Annotated in this window: 20 protein-coding genes and 1 other RNA gene; 10 read left to right on the top strand and 11 right to left on the bottom strand. The window is 42.0% G+C overall.

Annotated elements, in window-relative coordinates:
• Window positions 1-256 precede the first annotated feature (256 nt).
• Genes HGG78_RS05480 through HGG78_RS05465 form a run of 4 tightly spaced genes read right to left on the bottom strand, consistent with a single transcriptional unit; the run spans window position 257 to window position 3,008 of the window.
• A complete protein-coding gene (locus HGG78_RS05480; RefSeq protein WP_172532283.1) occupies window positions 257-670 on the bottom strand; it encodes a type IV pilus modification PilV family protein in 414 nt (137 codons plus the stop codon).
• On the bottom strand, window positions 660-1,913 hold the full coding sequence (locus HGG78_RS05475) for a hypothetical protein (protein ID WP_053310353.1): 1,254 nt from the start codon (window positions 1,911-1,913) through the stop codon (window positions 660-662). The genes HGG78_RS05480 and HGG78_RS05475 overlap by 11 nt, the downstream gene beginning before the upstream one ends.
• The gene (locus tag HGG78_RS05470) at window positions 1,910-2,530 is read right to left on the bottom strand and encodes a PilW family protein (RefSeq protein ID WP_254068132.1); all 621 of its coding nucleotides are present in this window, start codon (window positions 2,528-2,530) and stop codon (window positions 1,910-1,912) included. The genes HGG78_RS05475 and HGG78_RS05470 overlap by 4 nt, the downstream gene beginning before the upstream one ends.
• Window positions 2,508-3,008 (bottom strand): GspH/FimT family pseudopilin, encoded by a 501-nt coding sequence (locus HGG78_RS05465; protein WP_053310355.1) that lies wholly within the window; start codon window positions 3,006-3,008, stop codon window positions 2,508-2,510. The genes HGG78_RS05470 and HGG78_RS05465 overlap by 23 nt, the downstream gene beginning before the upstream one ends.
• 51 nt (window positions 3,009-3,059) lie before the next feature.
• Between HGG78_RS05465 and HGG78_RS05460 the strand changes: the two genes are divergently transcribed.
• A complete protein-coding gene (locus HGG78_RS05460) occupies window positions 3,060-3,542 on the top strand; it encodes a type IV pilin protein (protein WP_172532282.1) in 483 nt (160 codons plus the stop codon).
• A gap of 76 nt (window positions 3,543-3,618) precedes the next feature.
• On the opposite strand, the gene dnaJ is transcribed toward HGG78_RS05460, so the two are convergent.
• The 3 genes from dnaJ to grpE form a co-directional block, all read right to left on the bottom strand.
• Window positions 3,619-4,764, bottom strand: coding sequence for a molecular chaperone DnaJ (gene dnaJ, locus HGG78_RS05455; protein WP_171980232.1), 1,146 nt, complete (start codon window positions 4,762-4,764; stop codon window positions 3,619-3,621).
• A 296-nt stretch (window positions 4,765-5,060) separates the two neighbouring features.
• On the bottom strand, window positions 5,061-6,968 hold the full coding sequence (gene dnaK, locus HGG78_RS05450) for a molecular chaperone DnaK (protein WP_053310358.1): 1,908 nt from the start codon (window positions 6,966-6,968) through the stop codon (window positions 5,061-5,063).
• A 395-nt stretch (window positions 6,969-7,363) separates the two neighbouring features.
• Complete coding sequence (gene grpE / locus HGG78_RS05445; protein ID WP_172532281.1) at window positions 7,364-7,963, bottom strand: nucleotide exchange factor GrpE; 600 nt, start codon at window positions 7,961-7,963, stop codon at window positions 7,364-7,366.
• A gap of 143 nt (window positions 7,964-8,106) precedes the next feature.
• Here grpE and nadK point away from each other — a divergent pair, with 143 nt between their 5' ends.
• The 3 genes from nadK (at window position 8,107) to bamE (ending at window position 11,280) form a co-directional block, all read left to right on the top strand.
• Window positions 8,107-8,991: an NAD(+) kinase gene (gene nadK / locus HGG78_RS05440; RefSeq protein WP_172532280.1), complete on the top strand. Its 885-nt coding sequence runs from the start codon at window positions 8,107-8,109 to the stop codon at window positions 8,989-8,991.
• A gap of 123 nt (window positions 8,992-9,114) precedes the next feature.
• The gene (gene recN / locus HGG78_RS05435; RefSeq protein WP_172532279.1) at window positions 9,115-10,779 is read left to right on the top strand and encodes a DNA repair protein RecN; all 1,665 of its coding nucleotides are present in this window, start codon (window positions 9,115-9,117) and stop codon (window positions 10,777-10,779) included.
• Window positions 10,780-10,920: 141 nt separating this feature from the next.
• Window positions 10,921-11,280, top strand: coding sequence for an outer membrane protein assembly factor BamE (gene bamE, locus HGG78_RS05430; protein WP_053310363.1), 360 nt, complete (start codon window positions 10,921-10,923; stop codon window positions 11,278-11,280).
• An 85-nt stretch (window positions 11,281-11,365) separates the two neighbouring features.
• Here the strand turns inward: bamE and HGG78_RS05425 are convergent, their stop codons facing one another.
• Together HGG78_RS05425 and HGG78_RS05420 are read right to left on the bottom strand one after the other, a co-directional pair.
• A complete protein-coding gene (locus tag HGG78_RS05425) occupies window positions 11,366-11,665 on the bottom strand; it encodes an RnfH family protein (protein WP_053310364.1) in 300 nt (99 codons plus the stop codon).
• Window positions 11,662-12,096, bottom strand: coding sequence for an SRPBCC family protein (locus HGG78_RS05420; RefSeq protein ID WP_172532278.1), 435 nt, complete (start codon window positions 12,094-12,096; stop codon window positions 11,662-11,664). Before HGG78_RS05420 ends, HGG78_RS05425 begins: the two co-directional genes overlap by 4 nt.
• 116 nt (window positions 12,097-12,212) lie before the next feature.
• Here HGG78_RS05420 and smpB point away from each other — a divergent pair, with 116 nt between their 5' ends.
• The 4 genes from smpB to HGG78_RS05400 all read left to right on the top strand — a co-directional run bounded on the left by smpB (window position 12,213) and on the right by HGG78_RS05400 (window position 15,657).
• Complete coding sequence (gene smpB / locus HGG78_RS05415) at window positions 12,213-12,698, top strand: SsrA-binding protein SmpB (RefSeq protein WP_053310366.1); 486 nt, start codon at window positions 12,213-12,215, stop codon at window positions 12,696-12,698.
• 67 nt (window positions 12,699-12,765) lie between these two features.
• Window positions 12,766-13,133: a transfer-messenger RNA gene (ssrA, locus tag HGG78_RS05410) on the top strand.
• A gap of 695 nt (window positions 13,134-13,828) precedes the next feature.
• A complete protein-coding gene (locus HGG78_RS05405) occupies window positions 13,829-15,190 on the top strand; it encodes a type II toxin-antitoxin system HipA family toxin (RefSeq protein WP_172532277.1) in 1,362 nt (453 codons plus the stop codon).
• A complete protein-coding gene (locus tag HGG78_RS05400) occupies window positions 15,175-15,657 on the top strand; it encodes a helix-turn-helix transcriptional regulator (RefSeq protein ID WP_172532276.1) in 483 nt (160 codons plus the stop codon). The genes HGG78_RS05405 and HGG78_RS05400 overlap by 16 nt, the downstream gene beginning before the upstream one ends.
• Window positions 15,658-16,099: 442 nt before the next feature.
• Here the strand turns inward: HGG78_RS05400 and HGG78_RS05395 are convergent, their stop codons facing one another.
• Window positions 16,100-18,064 carry a UvrD-helicase domain-containing protein gene (locus HGG78_RS05395; RefSeq protein WP_172532275.1) on the bottom strand — a complete coding sequence of 655 codons (1,965 nt, stop codon included), beginning with the start codon at window positions 18,062-18,064 and terminating at the stop codon, window positions 16,100-16,102.
• Complete coding sequence (locus tag HGG78_RS05390; RefSeq protein WP_172532274.1) at window positions 18,064-19,794, bottom strand: DEAD/DEAH box helicase; 1,731 nt, start codon at window positions 19,792-19,794, stop codon at window positions 18,064-18,066. Before HGG78_RS05390 ends, HGG78_RS05395 begins: the two co-directional genes overlap by 1 nt.
• Before the next feature lie 569 nt (window positions 19,795-20,363).
• Here HGG78_RS05390 and HGG78_RS05385 point away from each other — a divergent pair.
• Window positions 20,364-20,948, top strand: coding sequence for a class I SAM-dependent methyltransferase (locus HGG78_RS05385; protein WP_172532273.1), 585 nt, complete (start codon window positions 20,364-20,366; stop codon window positions 20,946-20,948).
• On the top strand, window positions 20,948-23,866 hold the full coding sequence (locus tag HGG78_RS05380) for a DEAD/DEAH box helicase family protein (RefSeq protein WP_172532272.1): 2,919 nt from the start codon (window positions 20,948-20,950) through the stop codon (window positions 23,864-23,866). The genes HGG78_RS05385 and HGG78_RS05380 overlap by 1 nt, the downstream gene beginning before the upstream one ends.
• Window positions 23,867-23,869 lie beyond the last annotated feature (3 nt).

The following is a 23,869-nucleotide window of genomic DNA, read 5'->3' as shown; positions in this document are numbered from 1 at the left end:
AGCTAAAACACAACACCCTGTGTGTTTTTGCAAAAATGGAGACATAACTTGCAAAAACAGCACCACACTACAACAATCCACATACAAGCAAATATCAATTAGCACTACAAACAGATAACCTTAGCGCAAAAACATTGATTCCATTTATAAGTAAACACTGAGTTAGCAAAGAAATAAATGCTCGTATCAATAGGCGTTACCTCATAAAAAAAGCATTAGTGCGTGTTGAGCTTACTAACCGCCAAGTAGGAACTGATTAATCAAATTCGCTGAATGCTGAGAGCATCGTTTGCAACTTCACAGACTGCTTTTCCCCTTGACGATCAAACCATGATACTTCGATATCAATACTCTTTAATGCGCCCGATAAGCTCACAGAGGGAACAGACCAACGTAAAGTATAAAAAGAGTGCGAGGTATCTTGCCCATCAATAATATCGGTAGAGAAATCTGCTAGTGTCATGGAAGATAACGCTGAGGACGCACCACGAGTGCGAAACCACTCCAGTTTATTTTCAGCCAAATGAAGCGCTTCAATACTATGCAAAGCAAAGTCTGCTCTTTGCTCAACATAAATGTGCAGTTTCACTAACCCTAGGCTACTAATACCAATCAATAGAAAAGCAATCATCACTTCGATAAGGCTAAAACCTTTGTGTTTAGAGATCATTCCACGACCCCTTGCGCCATTTGACGGTATTAAAAGGTTTCCTTGATTCATCAATCACATCTTTATTAAAACGAAAATCCAGCGAATTGAAGAAAATAGCCGCTTGCCCTTTAGCATCAAAAAACTGCCCACCTGACACTGCAAATGCACCATGCTGATAATAAGAAGCTGCCGTGCGATAACTGTTCTCAATTGGACTCGATGCATGGTTTAAATAAGCATTGGCGGCAAAAGCCGCCCAGTCTGCCACCGTCGGTTGGTAATCTACATTAAAATGAAATAGCACACCTTTGAATGGATGGGCAGAAGCACCTAACTCGGGCTTACCCATTATCGACATTAACCCATCATGCACCAAAATAGTCACCCCCTGCGTTGTTTGAGTCGCGTCGACAAGAGCGTTATATTCTGAACTCTCAATTTCACAGCCTCCTTCTAGCCAAACCCGAGTATTACCAGCGTCAATTTCACTTGCCAATTTAGTCCCGCAATGGCTAACAGTTTTGGGCGAACCGCTGCCGCTAATCACTGTAAATTCACCACTATCTCTTACTGTATTGTGCTCAGTAACAGGTACACCAAAATATGCTTCAAATGGCGATACATCAGGATCCAACACGAAATCTCGCCCAACACCAATACCACCAATTAATGAAGATAAATGGTCATTACCTTCAAGGTTAATACACTCCTTACCATCCGGATTGTTAAAATCGGCGTAGGGAGGAACTCCATGAACAATACCCTTGTTGTCGACCACGGCCGCATAAAATCGACTGCGATATCTAAGTGCAATACATTGCCATCCATCTGCGGTTAATGCTCCGGGATCTGGCGTTGAAAATGTCGCACTTGAATGAAAATAGAGATCGGCGCTGGATTGCATCGCGCCCGGTTGTAAGGCACCAGACGTTAAAATTGTTTTGGAAAGAGAAAGGTAATGAGAACGAGCTGAAACTAAATAGCCGTTCGCCAATGGTTCTAAGGTCAATACGACAGGTGTGGTAAATAGACAAGGTTGAAGTGTACCAGGTAACCCATCTGCCAGTTTAAATTGCGTATAAACGCACTCAAGTCCACCCTCTGCTCGCCAGTGATCTTGCCTTGTTTCAATTTCATTTTGCGCTCTTTTGATTTGATAAAGGGTCGCGCGATAACTGCCCAAAACCAGCATCAAGGTAATAGCCAATAGCAATGCTGTGACTAATAGCGTAATTGCCCCTCGCCACTTCGCTCGCCTCATTGCCAATTCCTCTGCTTAATATTGATTGCAAGTGCATGAGAAACACTAGGATCACCAACTAATGCTGCGGCCATCGAAATAGTGAGATAAGCAGAGCTGACCCCCGATGATGCCAAGCTTACTTGCTGCACGTGAAACTTAGTCACCATGATTTGCTGCGGTTCAAAAATAGCCGAGCAACCCGATGTCGCTGCTGACACTGTTTTTGTCACCATTGACGACGGTCTATCACACACTTTCAACTCACCAGAAACCCAGCTCAGTGATACATTACGAATTTGTTCAGGCGGTTGGCGGTCATCTAAGTAAGCGTAAGCAATCGTTTTGGCATCCGCCGAAATATAAACCAGATCATCACTATCTTGCAGCCGTAAAGGGGAGCGACTATCACCAGCGTAGCCCGCTCGCTGAATGTCTTGTTTTAAGTATTGTAAAGTGCCATAGACTTGTTGCAGCAGCAGTAGTTCTTTACCTCTTTCTGCTGCGCTGCTCTGACTAGTGACAAATACCGAACCAATGATGCCAATAGCCATTAAACCAATAACTGACGCGACCATAAATTCGATCAACGTAGCCCCGCCTTGTTGCAATGAATTAAGAACACGCCTTGAAACCAAAGTGGTCTCCTCCAACAGCGCATATTCTCATTTTTCCCGAAAGGCGAAATGATCCTAATTTTAAAGCACCACCACTGCTGGTAAAAATAAAACTGCCGCTAGTCGCTCGGCCATTAATTGCATCGAAATTAATCTGTTCTGAAACATACGTTGTCGATACCTCGATATTGTTATAAGCCTCTCCAGAAAGGGATGAAAGAACGGTTCCTCCAGGATTGGTGGCAGAATCCGTTAACACGATAGACCAATCACCACTGTTATTACTTGCGCCAGAAATAGCGATATGAGCCCATAACTCTGTTTTTCTTCTCACCGCTTCTGAGCGAGCATTCATCACAAATCCATTCAATTCATTAGCTAAGCGCTTCATTTTTTGACTCTCACTGACACGCGTAAAACTCGGAGCGGCAACCGACAGTAAAACGGCAAGTACCATTACAGTGATCAGCAGTTCTAACAGAGTAAATCCGCGAGCCATTTCCCAAACTCCCATGTAAATAAAATATGAAACAAAATTCATCTTGCGCGAATGCTAACACCTAATAAAAATGAGCGGGAAATCGATAAGGAACTCCACGTGATAATTCGAAATTCACTCTGCAACGGCAACAAAATAAGACGATTAGGAATGACATTGATCGAATTATTGATCGTCGTATCAATCATTAGCCTGTTAGCGGCTATCGCCTACCCTAGTTACAGCAAACATGTATTGAAAGGACATAGGACAACCGCATTGGCAGATATGGCGAAAATTCAGCTCACGCTAGAGCATCACTACGACAATGGTTATAGCTGGAGTCAGATCATGTCAGGAGGAACATGTCTAATTTGTGATAGTGATAGCGAGCGCTATCTATTTGCTGTTGCGAGCTCTGCAACCCATGCTTATATCATTACCGCAACGGCACAAGCGACTAAGGGGCAAGATAAAGACCCATGTTTGCTCAGTGATAAGAAAATGACACTCACAGCCAATAATGAAGCCGAGCCGAAAACGTGTTGGAAATAGCTTATGGTTTGTGAATGCCAAAAACAAACAAGGCCCGCAATTGCGAGCCTTGAAATATCATATTGTTAACGCGCTATTAGCTAGTTAAGTCATCAAAGAACTTTTTAACGCCATTGAAAAAACCTTCCGATTTAGGTTTATGCTTATTCGCTGCATCCCCACCGCAAGTATCTTCAAATTCACGTAATAGCTCTTTTTGGCGTGCGCTAAGTTTGACCGGTGTTTCAACGACCAACTTAACGATCAAATCGCCAATCGCTCCACCACGAACGCCTTTCACACCCTTGCCGCGCATACGGAACATACGTCCAGTTTGCGTTTCTTCAGGTACTTTTAAGCTAACACGGCCATCTAATGTTGGGACTTCAACTTCCCCACCAAGCGCTGCCATCGTAAAGCTAACAGGAACTTCGCAGTACAAGTTATTGCCATCACGCTCAAAAATGTTGTGCTCTTTGACATGCACTTGTACGTACAAATCGCCAGCTGGTGCGCCCATTTCCCCAGCTTCACCTTCACCGGATAGACGGATGCGATCGCCCGTATCTACGCCCGCTGGAATTTTCACACTCAGCGTTTTCGATTTTTGCTTGCGACCTTGGCCATGACACACGTTACATGGGTCTTTGATGATCTTACCTTTACCATTACAGGTTGGACAGGTTTGTTGAACAGCAAAGAAACCCTGACGCATCTGAACTTGACCATGCCCATGACAAGTGCCACAAGTCTGAGCCGACGTGCCCTTCTTAGCACCCGTCCCTTCACAACTGTCACAATGCACTAGTGTTGGTATTTCAATTTCTTTCGAACAACCACGAACCGCTTCTTCTAGCGATAATTCCATGTTGTAGCGTAAGTCTGCACCGCGTTGTGCACGAGCTTGGCCACCACCACGGCGACCACCGCCAAAGATATCACCAAAGACATCACCGAAAATGTCGCCGAAGTCTGCGCTACCACCGCCACCGAAGCCACCACCGCCCATGCCGCCTTGTTGAAAGGCTGCATGACCATATTGATCATAAGCGGCTTTCTTTTGTGGGTCAGTTAAAATTTCATACGCTTCTTTTACTTCTTTAAACTTATCCGAAGCGCTTGCATCCCCTTGATTTCTATCAGGGTGAAACTTCATTGCTAAGCGTTTATACGCCTTTTTAATATCGCGCTCAGAGGCATCTCGGCCAACGCCTAATACTTCGTAAAAATCACGTTTTGACATGTTCTTCGTCACCAATTTATTACTGCAAACGACAAATATCGTTCGGTGTTTATATCAATCTAACTAATGGCTCTAGATTCTAATGAACTAAAATTAAAAAGACACTTTTAGTTAGATAGACACCAATGTTTTTGATTATGACTTACAAACGTACGGGCGTAAGAGTTACCTCAAACGCCCGCAAGAATAGTCCAGACAAGGATCTTGATTCAAAACTAGATAGCTTGATTTAGGAGGAAGTGCGTTATCTCTATCGCACTTCTAACACCTAAATTAGGCAACTCTAGTAAAGAGAATTACTTCTTGTCTTCTTTAACTTCTTCAAACTCAGCATCTACAACATCATCTTCTGCTGATTGTTGCTGGCCTTCACCGGCTTGCTGTGCTTGAGCTTTCTGTTGAGCGATTTCCATCAGCTTCTGAGCAGCAGCCATTAAAGCTTGAACTTTAGCGTCGATAGCTTCTTTATCTTCGCCTTTCTTCGCTTCTTCTAGCTCTGTAATCGCCGCTTCAATTTTCACTTTATCGTCAGCAGGAAGCGCATCACCCGCTTCTTCAATTTGCTTACGTGTACCGTGAATCATTTGGTCAGCTTGGTTACGTGCAACCACTAACTCTTCGAACTTCTTGTCCGCTTCTTTGTTAGCTTCTGCTTCTTGTACCATTTTCTCGATTTCTTCATCAGACAGACCACCTGAAGCTTGGATCGTAATCTTCTGCTCTTTACCAGTTTGTTTGTCTTTCGCTGATACCTTCAAGATACCATCAGCATCAAGGTCGAAAGTTACTTCAATTTGTGGCATACCACGTGGCGCAGGTTGAATACCCTCTAGGTTAAACTGACCAAGAGACTTGTTGTAAGTCGCTTGCTTACGCTCACCTTGAAGAACGTGAATCGTTACTGCGCTTTGGTTATCTTCAGCTGTTGAGAACACTTGATCCGCTTTGGTTGGGATGGTTGTGTTTTTCTCAATCAGTTTAGTCATTACACCACCCATCGTTTCGATACCGAAAGATAGAGGAGTAACGTCTAGCAATAGTACGTCTTTAACATCACCCGCTAGTACACCACCTTGAATTGCCGCACCAACCGCTACTGCTTCATCAGGGTTCACGTCACGACGAGCTTCTTTACCGAAGAACTCAGCCACTTTCGCTTGAACCATTGGCATACGAGTCTGACCACCAACGAGGATAACATCAGTAATGTCACCTACAGATAGGTCAGCATCCGCTAGAGCAACTTTTAGAGGCTCAAGTGAACGTTGTACTAGGTCTTCAACTAGAGATTCTAGTTTCGCACGCGTTACTTTAACGTTCATGTGCTTAGGACCCGTTGCATCTGCCGTTACGTAAGGCAGATTTACGTCAGTTTGAGAAGCTGAAGAAAGCTCAATTTTCGCTTTTTCTGCCGCTTCTTTAACACGTTGCATTGCTAACGGATCAGTTTTCAGGTTGATGCCTTGTTCTTTTTTGAACTCATCAACGAGGTAGTTGATCAAGCGGTTATCGAAGTCTTCACCACCAAGGTGTGTGTCACCGTTAGTTGCTAGAACTTCAAATGTTTTCTCGCCTTCAACTTCATCGATCTCGATGATTGAAATATCAAATGTACCACCACCAAGGTCGTAAACTGCGATAACGCGATCGCCGCCTGACTTGTCTAGGCCGTATGCTAGAGCAGCAGCCGTTGGTTCGTTGATGATACGTTTAACGTCTAGACCAGCAATACGACCAGCATCTTTTGTTGCTTGGCGTTGAGCATCGTTAAAGTAAGCAGGAACAGTGATTACTGCGCCAGTGACTTCTTCACCTAGGAAGTCTTCAGCTGTTTTCTTCATTTTCTTAAGAATTTCAGCTGAAACTTGAGGAGCCGCCATTTTCTGGCCTTTTGCTTCAACCCAAGCATCACCGTTATCAGCTTTTACAATTTTGTAAGGCATGATTTCGATGTCACGTTGTACTTCTTCGTCTTCAAAACGACGACCGATCAAACGCTTAATTGCAAATAGCGTGTTGGTTGGGTTTGTTACCGCTTGACGTTTTGCAGGCTGACCTACTAGCGTCTCACCATCTGTATATGCAATTACCGATGCCGTTGTACGCTCACCTTCTGCGTTTTCGATTACGCGAGGTTTGTCGCCATCTAAAACAGCAACACAAGAGTTAGTAGTACCTAAGTCAATACCAATGATCTTACCCATCTGGCTATCTCCAAATAAATTCTATTTTGTTTTTCACTATCCCCAATATGGGGCTGGAGAACAGGGTTTCAACCCTGGCTCACAAACTAAACAAGGATGTTTGTTTCTCGTATGCCCAATAAATAGGGGCGCTAAAAACCATTTCAAGGGCAAATTTGAAAAAAATTACGATTTTTATATCTAAACTCTTCTTCGTGCCGATGAATACAGGAATACGCGCTAGGCATAACGACATAAACCATGAGTTTTCTTCTATCAAACATCTACTCATTAAAAAGAGAGGCCTTAGCCTCCCTTGTACAGCAAACAAGCCAAAACTTGATTGCAAATCATCACTCTTAAATAACATCATGGAGAAACAATAACTAAATTGCGCACCGATCAATTAAAAATGATTATTTTGAAACCATCACCATTGCAGGGCGAACAACGCGACCATTAAGTTCGTAGCCTTTTTGCATCACAAACATCACCGTATTCGGCTCGTGATCGGCGCTTTCTTGGATCGACATCGCTTGGTGGAACTCAGGATTAAATACTTCGCCTTCTGGATTAATTTCTTTCAGGCCAAATTTTTCAATTACGCCAACAAACGTTTTATGCGTAAGCTCGACACCTTCAACCAATGGCTTGATCACTTCATTGTCAGCGTCAGCCGCTTGGATAGCGCGCTCTAGGTTATCCAGTACTGGTAATAACTCTTCAGCAAAACGACTCAACGCGTACTTACGCGCTTTATCAATTTCAGCTTCAGAGCGACGACGCATATTTTCAACTTCAGCTTTTGCTCTTAGAACTGTATCTTGCTGCTCTTGAATTTTTGCTTCGCTCGATAGTAACGCGGCTTCTAATTGAGCAATTTTGGCTTCTTGCTCATCCAATTCAACGCTTTCGTTCCAATCGATATCAGCTTCAGTACCCACAGCTTCAGCTTCTTGCTCAACTACATCTTGCTGTAGCTCTTCTTCTTTCATGGTGTTTTTTTCGTTGCTCATGATATCTCCAGAATCCAACTATTTTGCGCTTAACACGACAAGTATCTGCACGTTAAGCACACAAAAATTCGCACAAAGGCATAACTTGCCTTTATTATGGGGATGATGAATCCTGATTCAAGCCTAATTAGTTGGGAAAACCTATGAAAAAACCATTTGAAGTGATAGCTATCATTGGAAAACCGCGCGATCAACAAGCCATACATACGCACAAAGAGCTTTACCAGTGGTTAACTTCAATCGGATATCCAGTCTTTGTCGATGACAGACTGAGTGACATTGTAGATGGTGTCCCAGCCGAGCATTTCGCAAGCTTATTAGATATTGGTAAAAAAGCAGATTTAGCCATTGTCGTCGGTGGTGACGGCAACATGCTTGGTGCTGCTCGAGTGCTGTCACGGTTTGATATTTCGGTTATTGGTGTCAACCGCGGAAATTTAGGCTTTCTAACAGACCTAAACCCAGAAGATTTTCAGCAACGGCTGCAAGCGGTGCTTAATGGCGAATATCTAGAAGAGCAGCGCTTTTTACTCGAAGCGGAAATTCATCGCCACGGGCAAGTGAAAAGCCATAACACCGCACTTAATGAAGCGGTACTTCACCCTGGGCAAGTTGCGCGAATGATTGAATTTGAGGTCTATATTGATGATAGCTTTGCTTTCTCACAACGTTCCGATGGTCTCATTATCTCAACCCCAACAGGCTCAACGGCTTATTCACTTTCCGGAGGCGGGCCAATTTTATCGCCAAGCCTTAATGCCATCACTTTAGTGCCAATGTTCCCACATACACTTTCTAGCCGCCCACTGGTTGTGGATGGTAACCGTAAAATTAAGCTTATCGTGTCACCAGATAACAGGGGCACACAAGAAGTAAGCTGTGATGGGCAAGTCTCTTTACCTGTCTCGCCAGGTGACGAAATTCATATCTATCAAAGCCCTAATATCTTAAGGCTGATCCACCCTAAAGATTACAGTTACTACCATGTATTACGGGAAAAATTGGGCTGGTCGAGTAAGCTATTTTAAATTAAGAAGTACTTCACAATTCTCTTGCTAGCAAAAATAAAATGATCTGAGCAACTTTACTGTATAAAAAAACAGGTTATACTGTTTTCTTATACAGTATTGTTCAATTATACAGGTAATAAAATGCTGGCTCATTTAAGTGTGAATAATTTTGCTATCGTTAAATCATTGCAGTTAGAGCTTTCCAAAGGAATGACAACCATTACTGGCGAAACCGGCGCAGGGAAGTCGATTGCCATTGATGCGCTTAGCCTCTGTCTTGGTGGCCGCGCAGAAGCCGGCATGGTCAGACAAGATGAAGAAAAAACCGAAGTCAGTGCTGCCTTTATTTTGGATAATAATCTACATGCTACGCGTTGGTTAGAAGACAATGATCTGCTCGATAATAAAGAGTGTATTTTACGTCGAATTATCACCAAAGAAGGGCGTTCACGCGCTTTCATTAACGGTAGCCCAGTTCCGCTTTCGCAACTAAAAGCACTCGGACAACTGTTGATCAATATCCATGGCCAGCATGCTCATCACCAATTAATGAAAAGTGAACATCAAATGGTCATGCTTGATCAGTATGCTGGCCATATTAGCTTGTTGAAAGAAACAAGGTTAGCCTATCAAGCTTGGCGTCAAGCCGATAATCAACTTAACCAACTCAAAGAAAATAGTCAGCAAAATCAAGCTCAAATACAACTTTTGGAATACCAAATTAAAGAGCTAAACGAATTGGCTATCGGCGAAGAAGAGTTCAATGAATTAGAGCAAGAGCATAAACGCTTATCTAACAGCGGTGATCTAGCCACGCTTTGCCAACAAGCGATCGAACTCATTTACGAAGGTGAAGAAGTGAATGCGCTTGGCATACTACAATCAGCAATCAGCTCATTAAATGAACTTGCAGGTTTAGATACAAAGCTCGCTCAGCTGCCGAACATGGTAGCCGAAGCGATGATCCAATTAGAAGAAGCCAATAGCGAGCTAAGACATTATTTAGACAGCATCGACGTCGACCCTGAGCGTATGGCTTATGTCGAAGAACGATACTCAAAAGTCATGTCTATCTCTCGTAAACATCATATTGCGGCAGAAAATCTGTATCAGCATCACCAAGATCTTTTAAAGCAGATCGAACAACTCGATTGCTCTGAAGAAAAATTGCAAGCAATAGAAATGGACGTCGAAAAACACTACCAAAGCTTTGTTGTCGTTGCTGACAAACTACATAAATCTCGTAGCCGTTACGCTAAAGAGTTAGATAAGCTCATCAGCCAAAGCATGCATGAATTGAGCATGGAAAAAGCTAAATTTTGCATCGAAGTTAAACATGAAACGACACATCCATCACCATTAGGTTTTGATACTGTGACCTTCTTAGTTTCAACCAACCCAGGGCAACCGTTGCAACCCATTGCCAAAGTGGCATCAGGTGGTGAACTATCTCGAATCTCATTAGCTATCCAAGTGATCACTGCTCAAAAAGTGGACACGCCAAGCCTAATTTTTGATGAAGTAGATGTGGGAATCAGCGGCCCAACGGCTGCCGTTGTCGGAAGAATGTTAAGAACACTAGGTGAATCAACACAGGTACTGTGCGTTACTCACCTGCCACAAGTCGCTGGTTGTGGCCATCAGCAATTATTTGTGAGTAAACAAGCCAAGGCAGGAAAAACCGAAACCCAAATGAAACGTTTAGACACTGAACAACGCATTACAGAACTTGCGAGATTATTGGGGGGAAGCAAAATTACGGAGTCAACCCTAGCCAATGCTAAAGAGCTATTGATCGCAGCTTAAGTTCGTTTTTTCTTCTCGGTTTGCAACTAAACTCAAAATTCACGGTCTCAATTAGCTCGTAGTTCAGTCAGCTTTTTACTTCTGCCGTGAGCTTGTTTATTATCAGCCAAGTTTTAAAACTTATTAGCAAAGAATTTAAGTATGCAGTTAAAGAAATGGTTAATAGCAGTACCACTCGCTATCACAATGCTAACTGGGTGTTCGTTGGCAGAAAAACTGGTATATCGTATCGACATTAACCAAGGTAATTATGTAGAGCAACAAGCGGTAGATAAGCTTAAGTTCGGAATGACCAAGGAACAAGTTCGATATGTCATGGGCTCTCCAATGTTGGTTGAAAATGGTTACCCTGATACGTGGTATTACATTTATCACCATACCGAAGGCCACAAAGCTTCTATACAAAAAAACCTGATTGTGAACTTTAATCCTTCTGGTTCCTTGGTTAACGTCGCTGGAGACTTCTCCCCAAGCGAACAGTTTTTCGAAGGGATAAACTAACTCGGATTGATAAGATAGATATAAAAATAGGGTTCACAGTGAACCCTATTTTTATATCTATCTTACTCACCTAAATTTAGGGTAGCTATGACGCTCTACCCTGTTCGGCTCTCTTACGGCGAATCTCTTTAGGGTCAGCAAGCAGTGGCCGATAAATTTCAATACGATCGCGATCTCTAACCAGTGCATCTAACTTTACATTGCGACTAAATACACCAACTTTATTTTTCGCTAAATCAATTTCTGGATATAATTCAAGTACTCCAGATTTTTCAATGATTTCCTGAACATTTAAATTTTTATCCACCACTAAATTCAGCACTCGCTGCTCATGAGGTAGTGCGTAAACAACTTCAACATGGATCATGTCAGACTCAATACTCATGCTTGATACACCTGCTTGGCTCGTTTTGTAAACGCATTGACCATATTGCTCGTTAATTCATGAAAGATTTTTCCGAAAGCCAACTCAATCATTTTGCTCGAAAACTCAAACTCTAGTTTCAGCTCGACTTTACACGCTTGCTCATCAAGTGACGTAAAGTACCAACCGCCTCTTAATGTCTTAAAAGGACCATCAACCAAATGCATCACTATCGCTTCACCTGTGACCAAAGCATTAGATGTTGTGAATGTTTTGCTAATCCCCGCTTTCGATACATCTACTGAAGCGACCATCGACTGCTCCGAAGACTCAAGCACACGGGAACCAGAACACCCAGGTAAAAATTCAGGATAACGAGCAACGTCATTCACTAAATTAAACATTTGTTCTGCACTGAAAGACACTAAGGCAGAACGACTGACTTGCTTCATATTCACTCCTCATCATCACCTAAAGAGTAAGGTGTGTAACAATTTTACTTTTATTCTTATCCTACGCAAATAAAAGGATTTCATAAGCTCACACCAAGCCGTATAATGACGCCATTATGGTAAAGAAAAAATCAAACTCAAAAGCTGGTAGCAGTACCATTGCTTTAAACAAGAAAGCTCGCCACGAATATTTTATCGAAGATGAAATAGAAGCAGGGCTAGAGCTCCAAGGCTGGGAAGTAAAATCTCTTCGTCAAGGCAAAGCTAATATTGCAGAAAGCTATGTGTTCATGCGAGACGGAGAAGCTTTTGTCTCAGGAATGACAATCGTACCTCTTCAACAGGCATCTACGCACGTTGTCGCTAACCCGACTCGTGTTCGAAAATTATTACTGAGCCGACGCGAATTGGACAATATCACAGGGCGAATTAACCGCGAAGGTATGACGTTAACGGCGTTGTCTCTTTATTGGTCTCGTTCATGGGTCAAGCTTAAAATTGGCGTATCGAAAGGTAAAAAACTTCACGATAAACGTGATGATTTAAAAGAAAAAGATTGGGCAAGAGAGAAAGCACGCGTAATGAAGAGTTCATTGCGTTAATCTTGACCACTTAGACGCATGGAACTAGACAGGCACTGCTTTTCTGGTACTATGCTTCAACACCCTTGGGGCTGATTCAGGATTCGACGGGAATTTTGCAGTCTGAGGTGCATGCCGAGGTGCGGTAGGCCTCGTTAACAAACCGCAAAAAAATAGTCGCAAACGACGAAAACTACGCACTAGCAGCTTAATAACCTGCCAAGAGCCTTTCTGCCCTAGCTTCCGCTCGTAAGACGGGGAATAACAGAGAGTCAAACCCAAACAAGCTCGTGCCGCGTCTCCCGCCTGAGAGACAAAGCATTAAAATTAATTCAGGATAGCCATTAGATAGCGTGTCGGTTCGCAGTTTGATGGTGAAATTAAAGATCGACTAAGCATGTAGTACCAATGATGAATGATTTTCGGACGCGGGTTCAAATCCCGCCAGCTCCACCAAACGTTTGGAAACAGCGTTATTTCAATAGGTTAGCGCCTTTTGGGATAACGCTGTTTTTGTATGGGTGCCACACCTCATAAAGTCTATTCTTTACCTTATTCAACACCTCGCACCACACATTCTACTAACCATCTGAATATAAAGCAGTTACCAGTAAAAAAGTGGTTATCCTATCCCCACAATTCTCTCTCCTACCAACGAGCGATGTTCAATTTCAGTCCGCCGTTGATGATTTTGAGTTACGAAAATACCTTACTTATTGGGATAAAATTGATGTCCCTAAAAGCTCGTTTTGTACAGGTTCATCATCTATCTGCACAGCAAACAATACTTTTATGCGCATAAAAAAGTAACGTTCAAACACTTTTACGCGCATTAAAGTGTATTAACTGTATTTTTGTATGTAGCAGCCATTCTTAATCTCCTCATTCACTTTGTTCATTTAAGGCAACTGTTCATTTATTATGAACAACCTGCATAACTGAACAAACAATTAACGCCCTGCTCCCTATCGCAGCTTTCATAGCTAAAACAATCCATTCTGCTCATCAACAATTTTGACTTACAATCTATGAGTAATAATTTACTCACAAAGAGTCTCGACATACATTAATGAGTAATAATTTACTCATAACTTGAAAAAAAATGACTTTAAGAGTAAAGTTTTACTCATTGATAAGTAGAGGTGTTGTCGATGGAAGAACTAACCGTACAAGCTTTTATCAGAGGTGAATGGATAGATATTGGTATCATCTCATTCCCTAAAAGTAGCCAACATAATTTCCGAGTGACTGAACTCAACTACCTCAGCGACTATGCGCTAGAACATCACGATAAAGATGACTTTCACGCTGTTTCACTAAACCACCCTGTCTCATTCTTTTTTGATGACATGGGTAAACCTGGATGGCTAAAGTTTCTAGACGATATTATGCCTAGTGGCGCTAGTAGACGATACTGGGTCAAACACCTAGATATTGAAGACCTTAGTTCTGATGAACAAGACTATGTTTTGCTCAAGTTTGGCACAATGTCGCCTATTGGTAACTTAAGAATAAAAGACTCTCTTCCTGAGCGCTACGAAGTAGCAGACAACCTCTACTTCTCTGTTGATGATGTTAAAAATCGAGCAGGTGATTTCCTCGACTATGCACAGCAAAGAGGGGCTGCCGCAGGTGGTGCAACTGGGGCTGGAGGTGAAGCGCCAAAACTGATCCTCCGATGCGGTTTCGATCATGGATCTGGCAGCGAAAAAATATGGATTGATCCATACCAAGATGACAATAGCAACCACGACTTACATTACTTAGTAAAATACCCTAGAGGCTCAAGAAGCACCATCGACTGTAATATTCTAAGAGCTGAGTTCTACTTCTACCACGAGCTAACTGAAATGGGAGTTGAAACGATCTCCACCGACGGTATGCGCTTGGAGGAAGGATTAAACTACCCTTCCTTATGGCTTCCTCGATTTGATGTTCAAATTATTGATCAACAAATAGAGAGATTTGGCATGGAATCTGTGTATTCTATTTTGAACAAAGGCGCAGGGGTCACTCTTGATCACGAAACAACAATCCGAACTCTCATAGAAAAAATTACTGAAAGCAATATGGTTAAACACCAAGGGTATAGGTTTGATACCCAAGCTTTCGTCATTGAATGGGTGAAGAGAGATCTACTCAACATCTTGTTTGGTAATAGTGATAACCATGGCAGAAACACTTCATTCTTAAAAGGTGATGGAGTCATAAAGCTTGCTCCCGTTTACGACTTCGCACCAATGAAAGCTGATCCCGAAGGCATTCCAAGAACAACAAAATGGAAAGCCCCACTAGAGGTTGGCGGAACTTACGACTTCGTAGGAATAGCGGACACCTTATCTGATCTCGTGCCAAAAGAAGTGTTATTACAAGAACTAGAGGTTACTGCAAGTAAATGCATTGATTTAAAGCAGAGACTTGCATTACGAGGAGTACCAGAACAAATCTTAGAGATGCCAGCCGTTGGACTTAATCATATATCAGAAAAGCTCACTAAATGGGGGCTACTATGAATAAGCCAAGCAATAAAGAGTCCGTACAAGATACAGTTGCTCGTCTAAGAGCAAACCGAAATCAACATCAGCCCAAGACTGGGACGGATGCAACTCATTCGACCAAAGAACGATCGCAACTTAATACTCCGACTAGATCGAAAACCTCAAAAAACGCCAAAGCAGTAAGTGCAGCAGAACGCAAAACAGAGGCAAACAAAATCATCAAACACTTATTGCTTGGAGAGCTAACACAAGGCCAAGCGTTAAAAAGTTTACGCATTAATATACTGGGACTCAAACAGGATGTGTTCACAAGACTTGTAGATGTCTCAAGAAAAACACTCTCAGATATAGAGAATGATCGGGGCAGCTACAATACAGAGATTCTCAACAAGGTATTCAAACCATTTGGCTTAAAAGTCGGAATGCTACCGTCTTCTCCCGATGTGTTAAAATCGCTACTAATAGATGGTGAGGCTGGGTAAAATACTCAGTATCAGCGCTATTGCTTTAGATTAAATTGCTATAACAAGCTAGCATTTTTAAATGATTTAGTAATACATGGACGCGGGTTCAGTTCCTTTTGAAGCAGGAAATTGATGTAACATCCAATGCAACACCAAATTGGTAACATCGATATAAGTTACTGAATTCATGAAAAGTGAGAAACCATTTCAACTCCCGCCAGCCCACCAATTCATAGTTTAAAGACGTCCTAGGGCGTCTTTTTTCTTGCCCGCAATAACCAAAAATCAATAACTTAGCATTTATAGCTATCCCATGAGATTCCATAGTAGCTTTGACTTTTAGGAACCAATATAGGAACCTTAATTTTGTGTTCCTAATTAATGGTTCCTAAACATGCCGAGACAGACAAAACAACTATTCGCTACGGAAGTCAAAAACATCAAGGCTAAAGTGGGGCGCTTACTTAACTTCCCCCATGATTACAACATGTTTTTCAACACTAGCTGGAAATTCTTCGGTACTGAAAACGACTAACTTTTGTCCAGCCCTAGTCATTGCCACATAAAGTTTACGCATTGATTCTTGCAATACTTCTTCTCTTTCCGAGTCGCTCAACTCTAGGTTCTTAGGCTGGTTAATTATATGACCACAACCAAGAACAAACACCGTACCGGATTCCATGCCCGTACAACTATTGATATTAAGTAGTCTAATTTTACTGCCTACATTATCCGCTAACTCTTTAGAGTTGTTGTAGTTAATGACCTTGTTTGAACCAATGCATTTTTCAATATCTTGCTTTAGCGCCCATGGTTTATACTCTGAGCTACATAACACCATGATCTGATGAAGAGCAACTGTGCCCGATTGCACCAGTGCTGACAGTTCATTCAGGAACCTTTTTTTCTCATCTTGAGCATTTCGAGAATATATAATTTGAGGTTTGTGTCCTCTTGCCATTTTTTCATAGTCAGGCTTTACGTAGTCTTCTGGGCTTCCTTCGAGATCATCGAGTAGAGCGTTAGCAGCGACCATTATTTCATAAGTCGTTCGGTAAGAATGATTGAGACGCTTAGTGCGCCCACGAACATTCAAACCTACGCTCTTCCAGCTTAGACGGCTTTTTAAGAAGCCTTGGTTAGGATCAGCACAAATAAATAATTGGCCACCCGGCGTCAATGAACGTTTGATCAGTTGTAGCCAAGAGGGTGCGAAGAACTGAGCCTCATCAAGCAATATATGATCAAACTGTTCAAGAAGTTTGTCTGATAGTGCGATTTCCTTGATATATAAACTCGGTAGGTATTTCTTAACCGACGACAACCGAGCTGAAAAATCAATATATAGCTGCCAAATATGTTCTCGCTGACTTTTTTGCAACGCAAATCCACGCCCTTGTCGGTCGAACTCTAAATACTCATCTTTGTCTTTAATTAAATAGTCATTGATGTACTCTAGTTCAGACCAAATCTGCTCGTCCGTTAACGATAGTTGCGTATAAGCTTCATTTTTATCACTTAAAACAGCCTTCTTTTCTTCTGTGATATTCGCATCACCAAATACTGGCGTAACACGATGATAGCTTTTGCTGTACTGCTTTAATGCAAATGAATGAAAGGTGGTAATTTCAAGGTTATCTGGTTTGCCTTTAAGCCACGTTTTAAACCTATATTTAATATCTTCCGTCACTGGTTTATTGTGTATAGCAAGCAGCACCTTTTTTTCAGGGTATTTCTTACAATATAGAGCTGCACGATTAATTAGAATCAGAGTTTTCCCGCTCCCGGCCACTCCATTTATCAACCTTACAGAAATGTCTTCCTGACCTTCTTCTTCAGCATCGACAGACTGAACCATGTCTAATCTTGTCGCTAGCTCTTGATCGTAATCGAGAAAGAATGGCAGTAACTTAGCGGTATTGTCTACTGATGCTTTTCCTCGGCGAGTGCTACATGGTGCGGGAATAACAGATTCTGGAAAAAACGTGAGCTTGATTCGTGAATGCGAGTCGATTGTGAACTCGGTTAATGCGGCATTGATTAGCTGTTCACCACGCTCAATAAACGTTTTGCTATCCGTTAAATGCACGTAATCAGGAAGCGAACTATCGACTTGGAAAGTACTTTTTTCTACCACAGTTATACTATCGATGACAGCAAGGTACTGAATTGGCTTCAAACCCAAACCAAGCATGGAGCTATTAAATTTCAATAACTTAGATAAAACCTCTCTATCAGGAGCTTCTGGGTGTACACCGACAAAAACCCAACTATTGCAAGGTCCCTCAACAATACAAGGAGCAACTTGTAACTCATCTAATAATGACTCACGGATAAAAAATTCGTCACTAAGTTTATTGAATACCTTTTTGAAATGACGTCGATACCTGCGATCTAAGCCTGTAATTGTATCTAGATATGCCATTAATCTACTTCCACGTTATAACAGTGACGAACGAGAGATTTATAGTCTTCGATATTTTTTCTAACTTTTGGATCATCCACCAGTTGCAGCATTCCTTCTGGTATTTCAGGACCCACAATGACCAATTTAGTCTGAGGTCTAGTAATGGCGACATTAAGGCGCTCTGCTTGGAAAAAAAATTCGGCGATGGCGCTAATGTATTGCGGGTCTGAGGAGCAGAATGAAACTATAATCATTTCTCGCTCTTGGCCCTGCATCCTTTCCACGGTATCCGTTACCACCAATTTTGATCCAAATATTCCCAACTTATCCTGAAGACTAGATTTTAGAGCTTTTGCATGACCACGAAATGGAGTTACAACTCCTATTTCTTCAGCAGATAGACCCGCTTCAACAGCCACGGTTATCAAGTCGGCCACTAACTCCGCCTCTTCCTTGTTTACGCTTCGGGCATTGACTCCTGGGGTTTTGATAAACACTGAAGGTCGCTCGTTAGAGAGAATATCGCAATACTTGTAGGGTTTATTAGGTAGAGAAAACGATGACAGCGCGGGTGATCTTTTTGATTCCAAATCACCTTTGTAATAACAGTTACTCGGCCATTGAGTTAGTGCTGGAGACATACGATAAGTTTGGCTTAACAATACCGAAACCTTTTCATTGCCAAGAATCATCTTAGAGAAAGCCGAACTGTCTTCTAGAACGGATTGAGAAAGTATCACAGGAGGAAGCTGCTTATGATCCCCGACGAATACAAATCGGCACCCTTTTCTCATTGCCATTAATGCTAATGGAACGGTAATTTGGCTGGCTTCGTCAAAAATGATGGTATCAAATGTAAAGCTTTCAAGCCGTTCACTACAAGTAGCAAAAGGTGTGGCGCCGATGACATACCCAGCATCCGGCATATCTTGCCATTTTGATGCGTATTCAAAATGCTGAACCTTATCACTCAGTGATTTCTTACCACCGCTCGCACAAATTTTCGCAACAGGAATCCCTTCCTCCACAATTTTGTTGAGCGCATTATTGATCGCCATGTGGGTATGAGAGGTCATGAGAACTCTTTGCCCAGATTCAACAAGAAGCTTAGCGATGATACTAATAACTTTTGTTTTACCCGTTCCGGGAGGGCCTTGAATACATGCTAAATATTTAGATGCAACACCAAGCCCGACAGCCTCACTCTGTTGCTCATTTAACCCACGCGATTCTGCATAATCGGCTGCATCATCAAAATCGTCATCATAAACCACTTCCGTATTTAAGTGTCCAGACAGCATAGGTAGCAATACATCTCTGCCAATTTTAGATGAGGCTACATCAGCTAGAGCTTTGTCATAAAATGGTTTCAAGTCCATGCATGAAGGGTCGGCATAACAACCTTCGCTGAGTTCTGAAAGTAAACTTTGATCTACTTTGACTTTAAGTAACCACTCTCCATCGTTTTCAGCCTCAATCGTGACTTGATCAAAAATCTTGTGGTTACAAGGATCACCAAGGTGCAAACAAATCATGTCACCTTCCCTAAAGCGTGATTCGTTATCACCTAATACAACTTCTAAGTGATTAGCTCCAGAATATCTCACTGACTCTATTCGTTGAGTTTCGCCTTTTAGTAGTTTTTCTTTTAAAGGTTTCTTCCAAATTTCTAGAAGTTTTTCCATGCTTGCTTCATGCTCTGCATACACAAAAGCTTGTAGTTCTTTTAATACTGGAGTGAGTTCCATATCTAGCTTACCAACGTGAATTTGTACTCAAAAATGAGAATATTCATCAATACGAATAACTTAACCTTATTTTTTGAACGGTGATCACGTCAACTACTCATTAGCTAAACTGTTAATTACATCTCTTACTAGACGTAGCTCATCACTTAGGTTTACTGTATTTCAATGAATAACAGCAGATTAGGTTAAACAACCCTCCACGCTGGTAGGATAGATAGCGTAGCTTACACCTGTAGTGGTACGGTGACTTTGACCGAATGTACGGAAGGGCAAATCTGGCGAAACAAAGAATGGGGGGCATTTATTATTTGAACTTGGTGTACTCAGAAGTAATAAGATGAAGCGTTTTCTAATTTTTCATAAAGCAAACTCAAATCCCACCAGCCCACCAAATCATACTTTAAAGACGTCTCAGGGCGTTGCGTTAACTTGCCTACAACAACGCAACGGCCAAGTGGTAAGCCTATACATGTTAAACACAAAATAACTTAATTGATCACACTTGTACTGCAATCAATTGAGCCTTTGGTATTAGATAGTTAGAATGACGTTCACTTAAAGGAGCGGTTATGTCTATCGAGTTCTACAACCAAAACGCACAGCTGTTTTTTACAACCACCAAAGAAGTAGACACCAGTTCTCTGATTGAGCACTTTACTCCCTATTTACCTCAGGGAGGCACAATCCTTGATGCAGGATGTGGTTCTGGACGAGATGCAAAAAACTTCATCGACTTGGGTTATCAAGTTACAGCATTTGATGCTAGTGAAGCATTGGCAAGCCTAGCCTCTCAATTACTTCAAATTCCTGTCACAGTATCAACCTTTACTAATTTTTATAGTGATAAGCCCTTTGATGGTATTTGGGCTTGCGCATCGTTGCTGCATGTCCGTGAATTTGATCTTCCTAGTACATTCTCTCATTTAGCCTCTCAATTAAAACCGTCTGCACCACTGTATTGCTCGTTTAAGTATGGAACAGAAGAAGTTGAGCGTGATGGCCGTAGGTTTACCAATGGTAATGAACAACGGTTATCTGAATGGATAACTCACACACCGTTGAAAATTGAAAAAATCTGGCGAACTCATGACTTGAGAGCTGAGCGCCAACATGAGCAGTGGTTGAATGCCATTCTGATTAAAAGTGAAGAGTGATGAGCGCCCATAGAACGAATGGTAAAGCAACCTTATATAGCGGCCCAAAACTGAGTGCAGGGGGAGAACAAGATCCATTACTCCCTAGGTTAATCCAAGCGATTAACCACGCTAGTGAAATAGAAATTTCGGTCTCTTTTATACAACCTTCAGGGTTAGATTTGCTGTTTGATCCTATTCTTGATGCGCTCAAAAGTGGGGCATCATTAAAACTGCTCACTTCAGACTATTTAGCAATAACCCACCCAGTGGCACTAAGAAGACTCATGATACTGGCGGAGCGTGGTGCGCAATGCCGGATTTTTACTTGTGAAAACCAGCATAGTTTTCATATGAAATCTTATATATTTGTCAAAACAGAACAAGGAACTATTAGTGAAGGGTGCGCTTGGATTGGCTCGAATAACATAAGCAAAACCGCACTATTGCAGAGCTATGAGTGGGCATTACGCCATGATTTTGAGAAGCCGCTTACCTCTCCTGCTGCGCAAGAATTTACATATATTCGCGAGCAATTTTCGGCTATTTTTAGGCACAAGCAAAGTATTCTTCTCTCTCATCACTGGATCGATGATTACGTATTACGCCACCAGCGACTTAAAGCACAACGTCCATTGTCACTATTTGATGACTCAGATAGTTATCTAGAGCCCCCCACACCTAACTCGGTCCAAGTTTTGGCTTTATCAGCACTTAGCAAAAGCCGTCAGCAAGGCTATACACGAGGACTCGTTGTATTAGCTACAGGGATGGGAAAAACATGGTTAGCCGCTTTTGACGCAAAGCAAGTACAAGCAAAACGAGTGCTATTTGTCGCTCATAGAGAAGAGATCCTCACTCAAGCTGAAAGTACGTTTAGCAAATTGCTCCCAAATGTAAAAACAGGTTTATATAACGGTGATCAAAAAAACATAGAAGCTGATTATCTTTTTGCATCGGTAGCCACTCTTGGCAAAAAAACACATTTAACACGCTTTGAAGCAAACCATTTTGATTACATTGTTGTCGATGAATTTCATCACGCAAGTGCTCGTAGCTACCGAGATTTACTGGCTTATTTTCAACCACACTTTCTTTTAGGATTAACCGCAACACCAGAGCGCTCTGACCAAGCCGACATTTTGTCGCTTTGCGATAACAATTTAGTGTTTGAGCGTAACTTGGTTCATGGTATTGATGAAAACATTCTTGTGCCATTCAATTACTTCGGGATTTACGACCAGTTCGTTGATTATCAAGAAATTCCTTGGAGAAATGGTAAGTTTGATCCCACAGCTTTGGATAGTGCATTTGCAACCAAACAGCGTGCCGGGCATATATATCAGCATTGGCTAGACAGAAAACAGCAGAGAACCTTAGCATTTTGCGTTTCTAAAAGTCATGCCGATTACATGGCTGAACATTTTTGCAAACAAGGCGCGCGCGCCTTAGCTGTATACAGTGACTCGAAAATACGCCGAAATGAAGCCTTAAAGCAATTAGATGAAGGAAGCATCGATATTCTGTTTTCTGTCGATCTATTCAATGAAGGAACCGATCTCCCTGCAATTGATACCATTTTGATGATCCGCCCTACTGAATCAAAAATCCTGTTTTTACAACAATTAGGGCGAGGCTTACGCCAATCTCCTAGCACTGGTAAAGAGCAATTAGTGGTTTTAGATTTCATTGGGAACCACACTTCGTTTTTAAATAGACCAGCCACCCTACTCAATGTCGGTTCACTAAAAGAAATCGCTGAAGCCCTCGATCATCCATTGAATCTAGCGGCTGGTTGTTACGTAAATTTTGATCCGCACCTGATTGATTTTTGGCAAACGTTGGCGAAGAAAATTCGTTCAACGGCGGCTGAAGATTATCAAGATCTAAAACATCAATTAGCGCATCGCCCCACTGCTGCCGAGTTTTTCCATCATGGGTATGACTTAAGTAAAGTTCGCCGACAGATGAAAAGTTGGTTTGCATTCGTCGCAGACCAAGAGGCAGATATATCGCTAGCTCAACACCTAATGAAGTACGGTGATTTTTTACTCAAAGCAATAGAAGTCACCTCAATGACCAAATGCTTCAAAGCCGTGCTGCTTGAAGCACTATTAGAACTAGATGGCTTACGAATTCCACCTACATTGGGTGCATTAGCTATTCAAAGCCATAAAGTACTATTACGCAGACCTGACCTTATGCTGCGCGATCTCACTGATCAGGCAAAAAAATTTAAAGCGACAGATCAAGGATGGCTTAGTTACTGGAACCGAAACCCAGTTAAAGCGTTTACAAACTCAGATTCGACTGGCAATGCGTGGTTTAAGATTGAGGATAATCATTTTATTCCAACTTTTGACATAGAGAGCGCCGATTTACCGCTGCTGCATGACCTCATTCAAGAGCTAGTCGATTTACGTTTTGCTGAATATATACAACGAGTAGATAAACAGAAAAATCACACAGACTCGAAGTCCATCCAGACTACAGCTGAAATTATTCCTATGCCGAGCGAAAACGGTACTCAATTACCTTTCTATCCAAACCTAAAAATTGCTTGTGGTCATTTCAAACAAGGCACACATGATATTCAAGAGCAGTATTTAGTACCGCATGGCTACGGCAAACTAGACCCAGAAAGGCACTTCATTGCACCAGCCTCTGGTAATTCAATGAATGGCGGTAAAAATCCGATTGAAGATGGCGATTTGTTACTGCTCGAATGGGTAACAGCAAAGAGTGCAGGTTCAATTTCCAACCTTGTGATGGCCATCGAAACTCAAGATGAAACTGGCGATAACCACTATTTATTGCGCGTCGTACGCAAAATCGGCCCGAACCATTACGAACTCGAAGCACAAAACCCCGACTACGCGACAATGACAGCGACTAACACGATGCGCACTTTTGCTCGCTTAAAAAGCATCATCCGTTAACGA

Origin of the sequence: Vibrio aestuarianus, assembly GCF_012395185.1 — a bacterium.
GTDB classification, from domain to species: domain Bacteria; phylum Pseudomonadota; class Gammaproteobacteria; order Enterobacterales; family Vibrionaceae; genus Vibrio; species Vibrio aestuarianus.
This window is presented reverse-complemented; position numbering and strand designations above follow the sequence as displayed.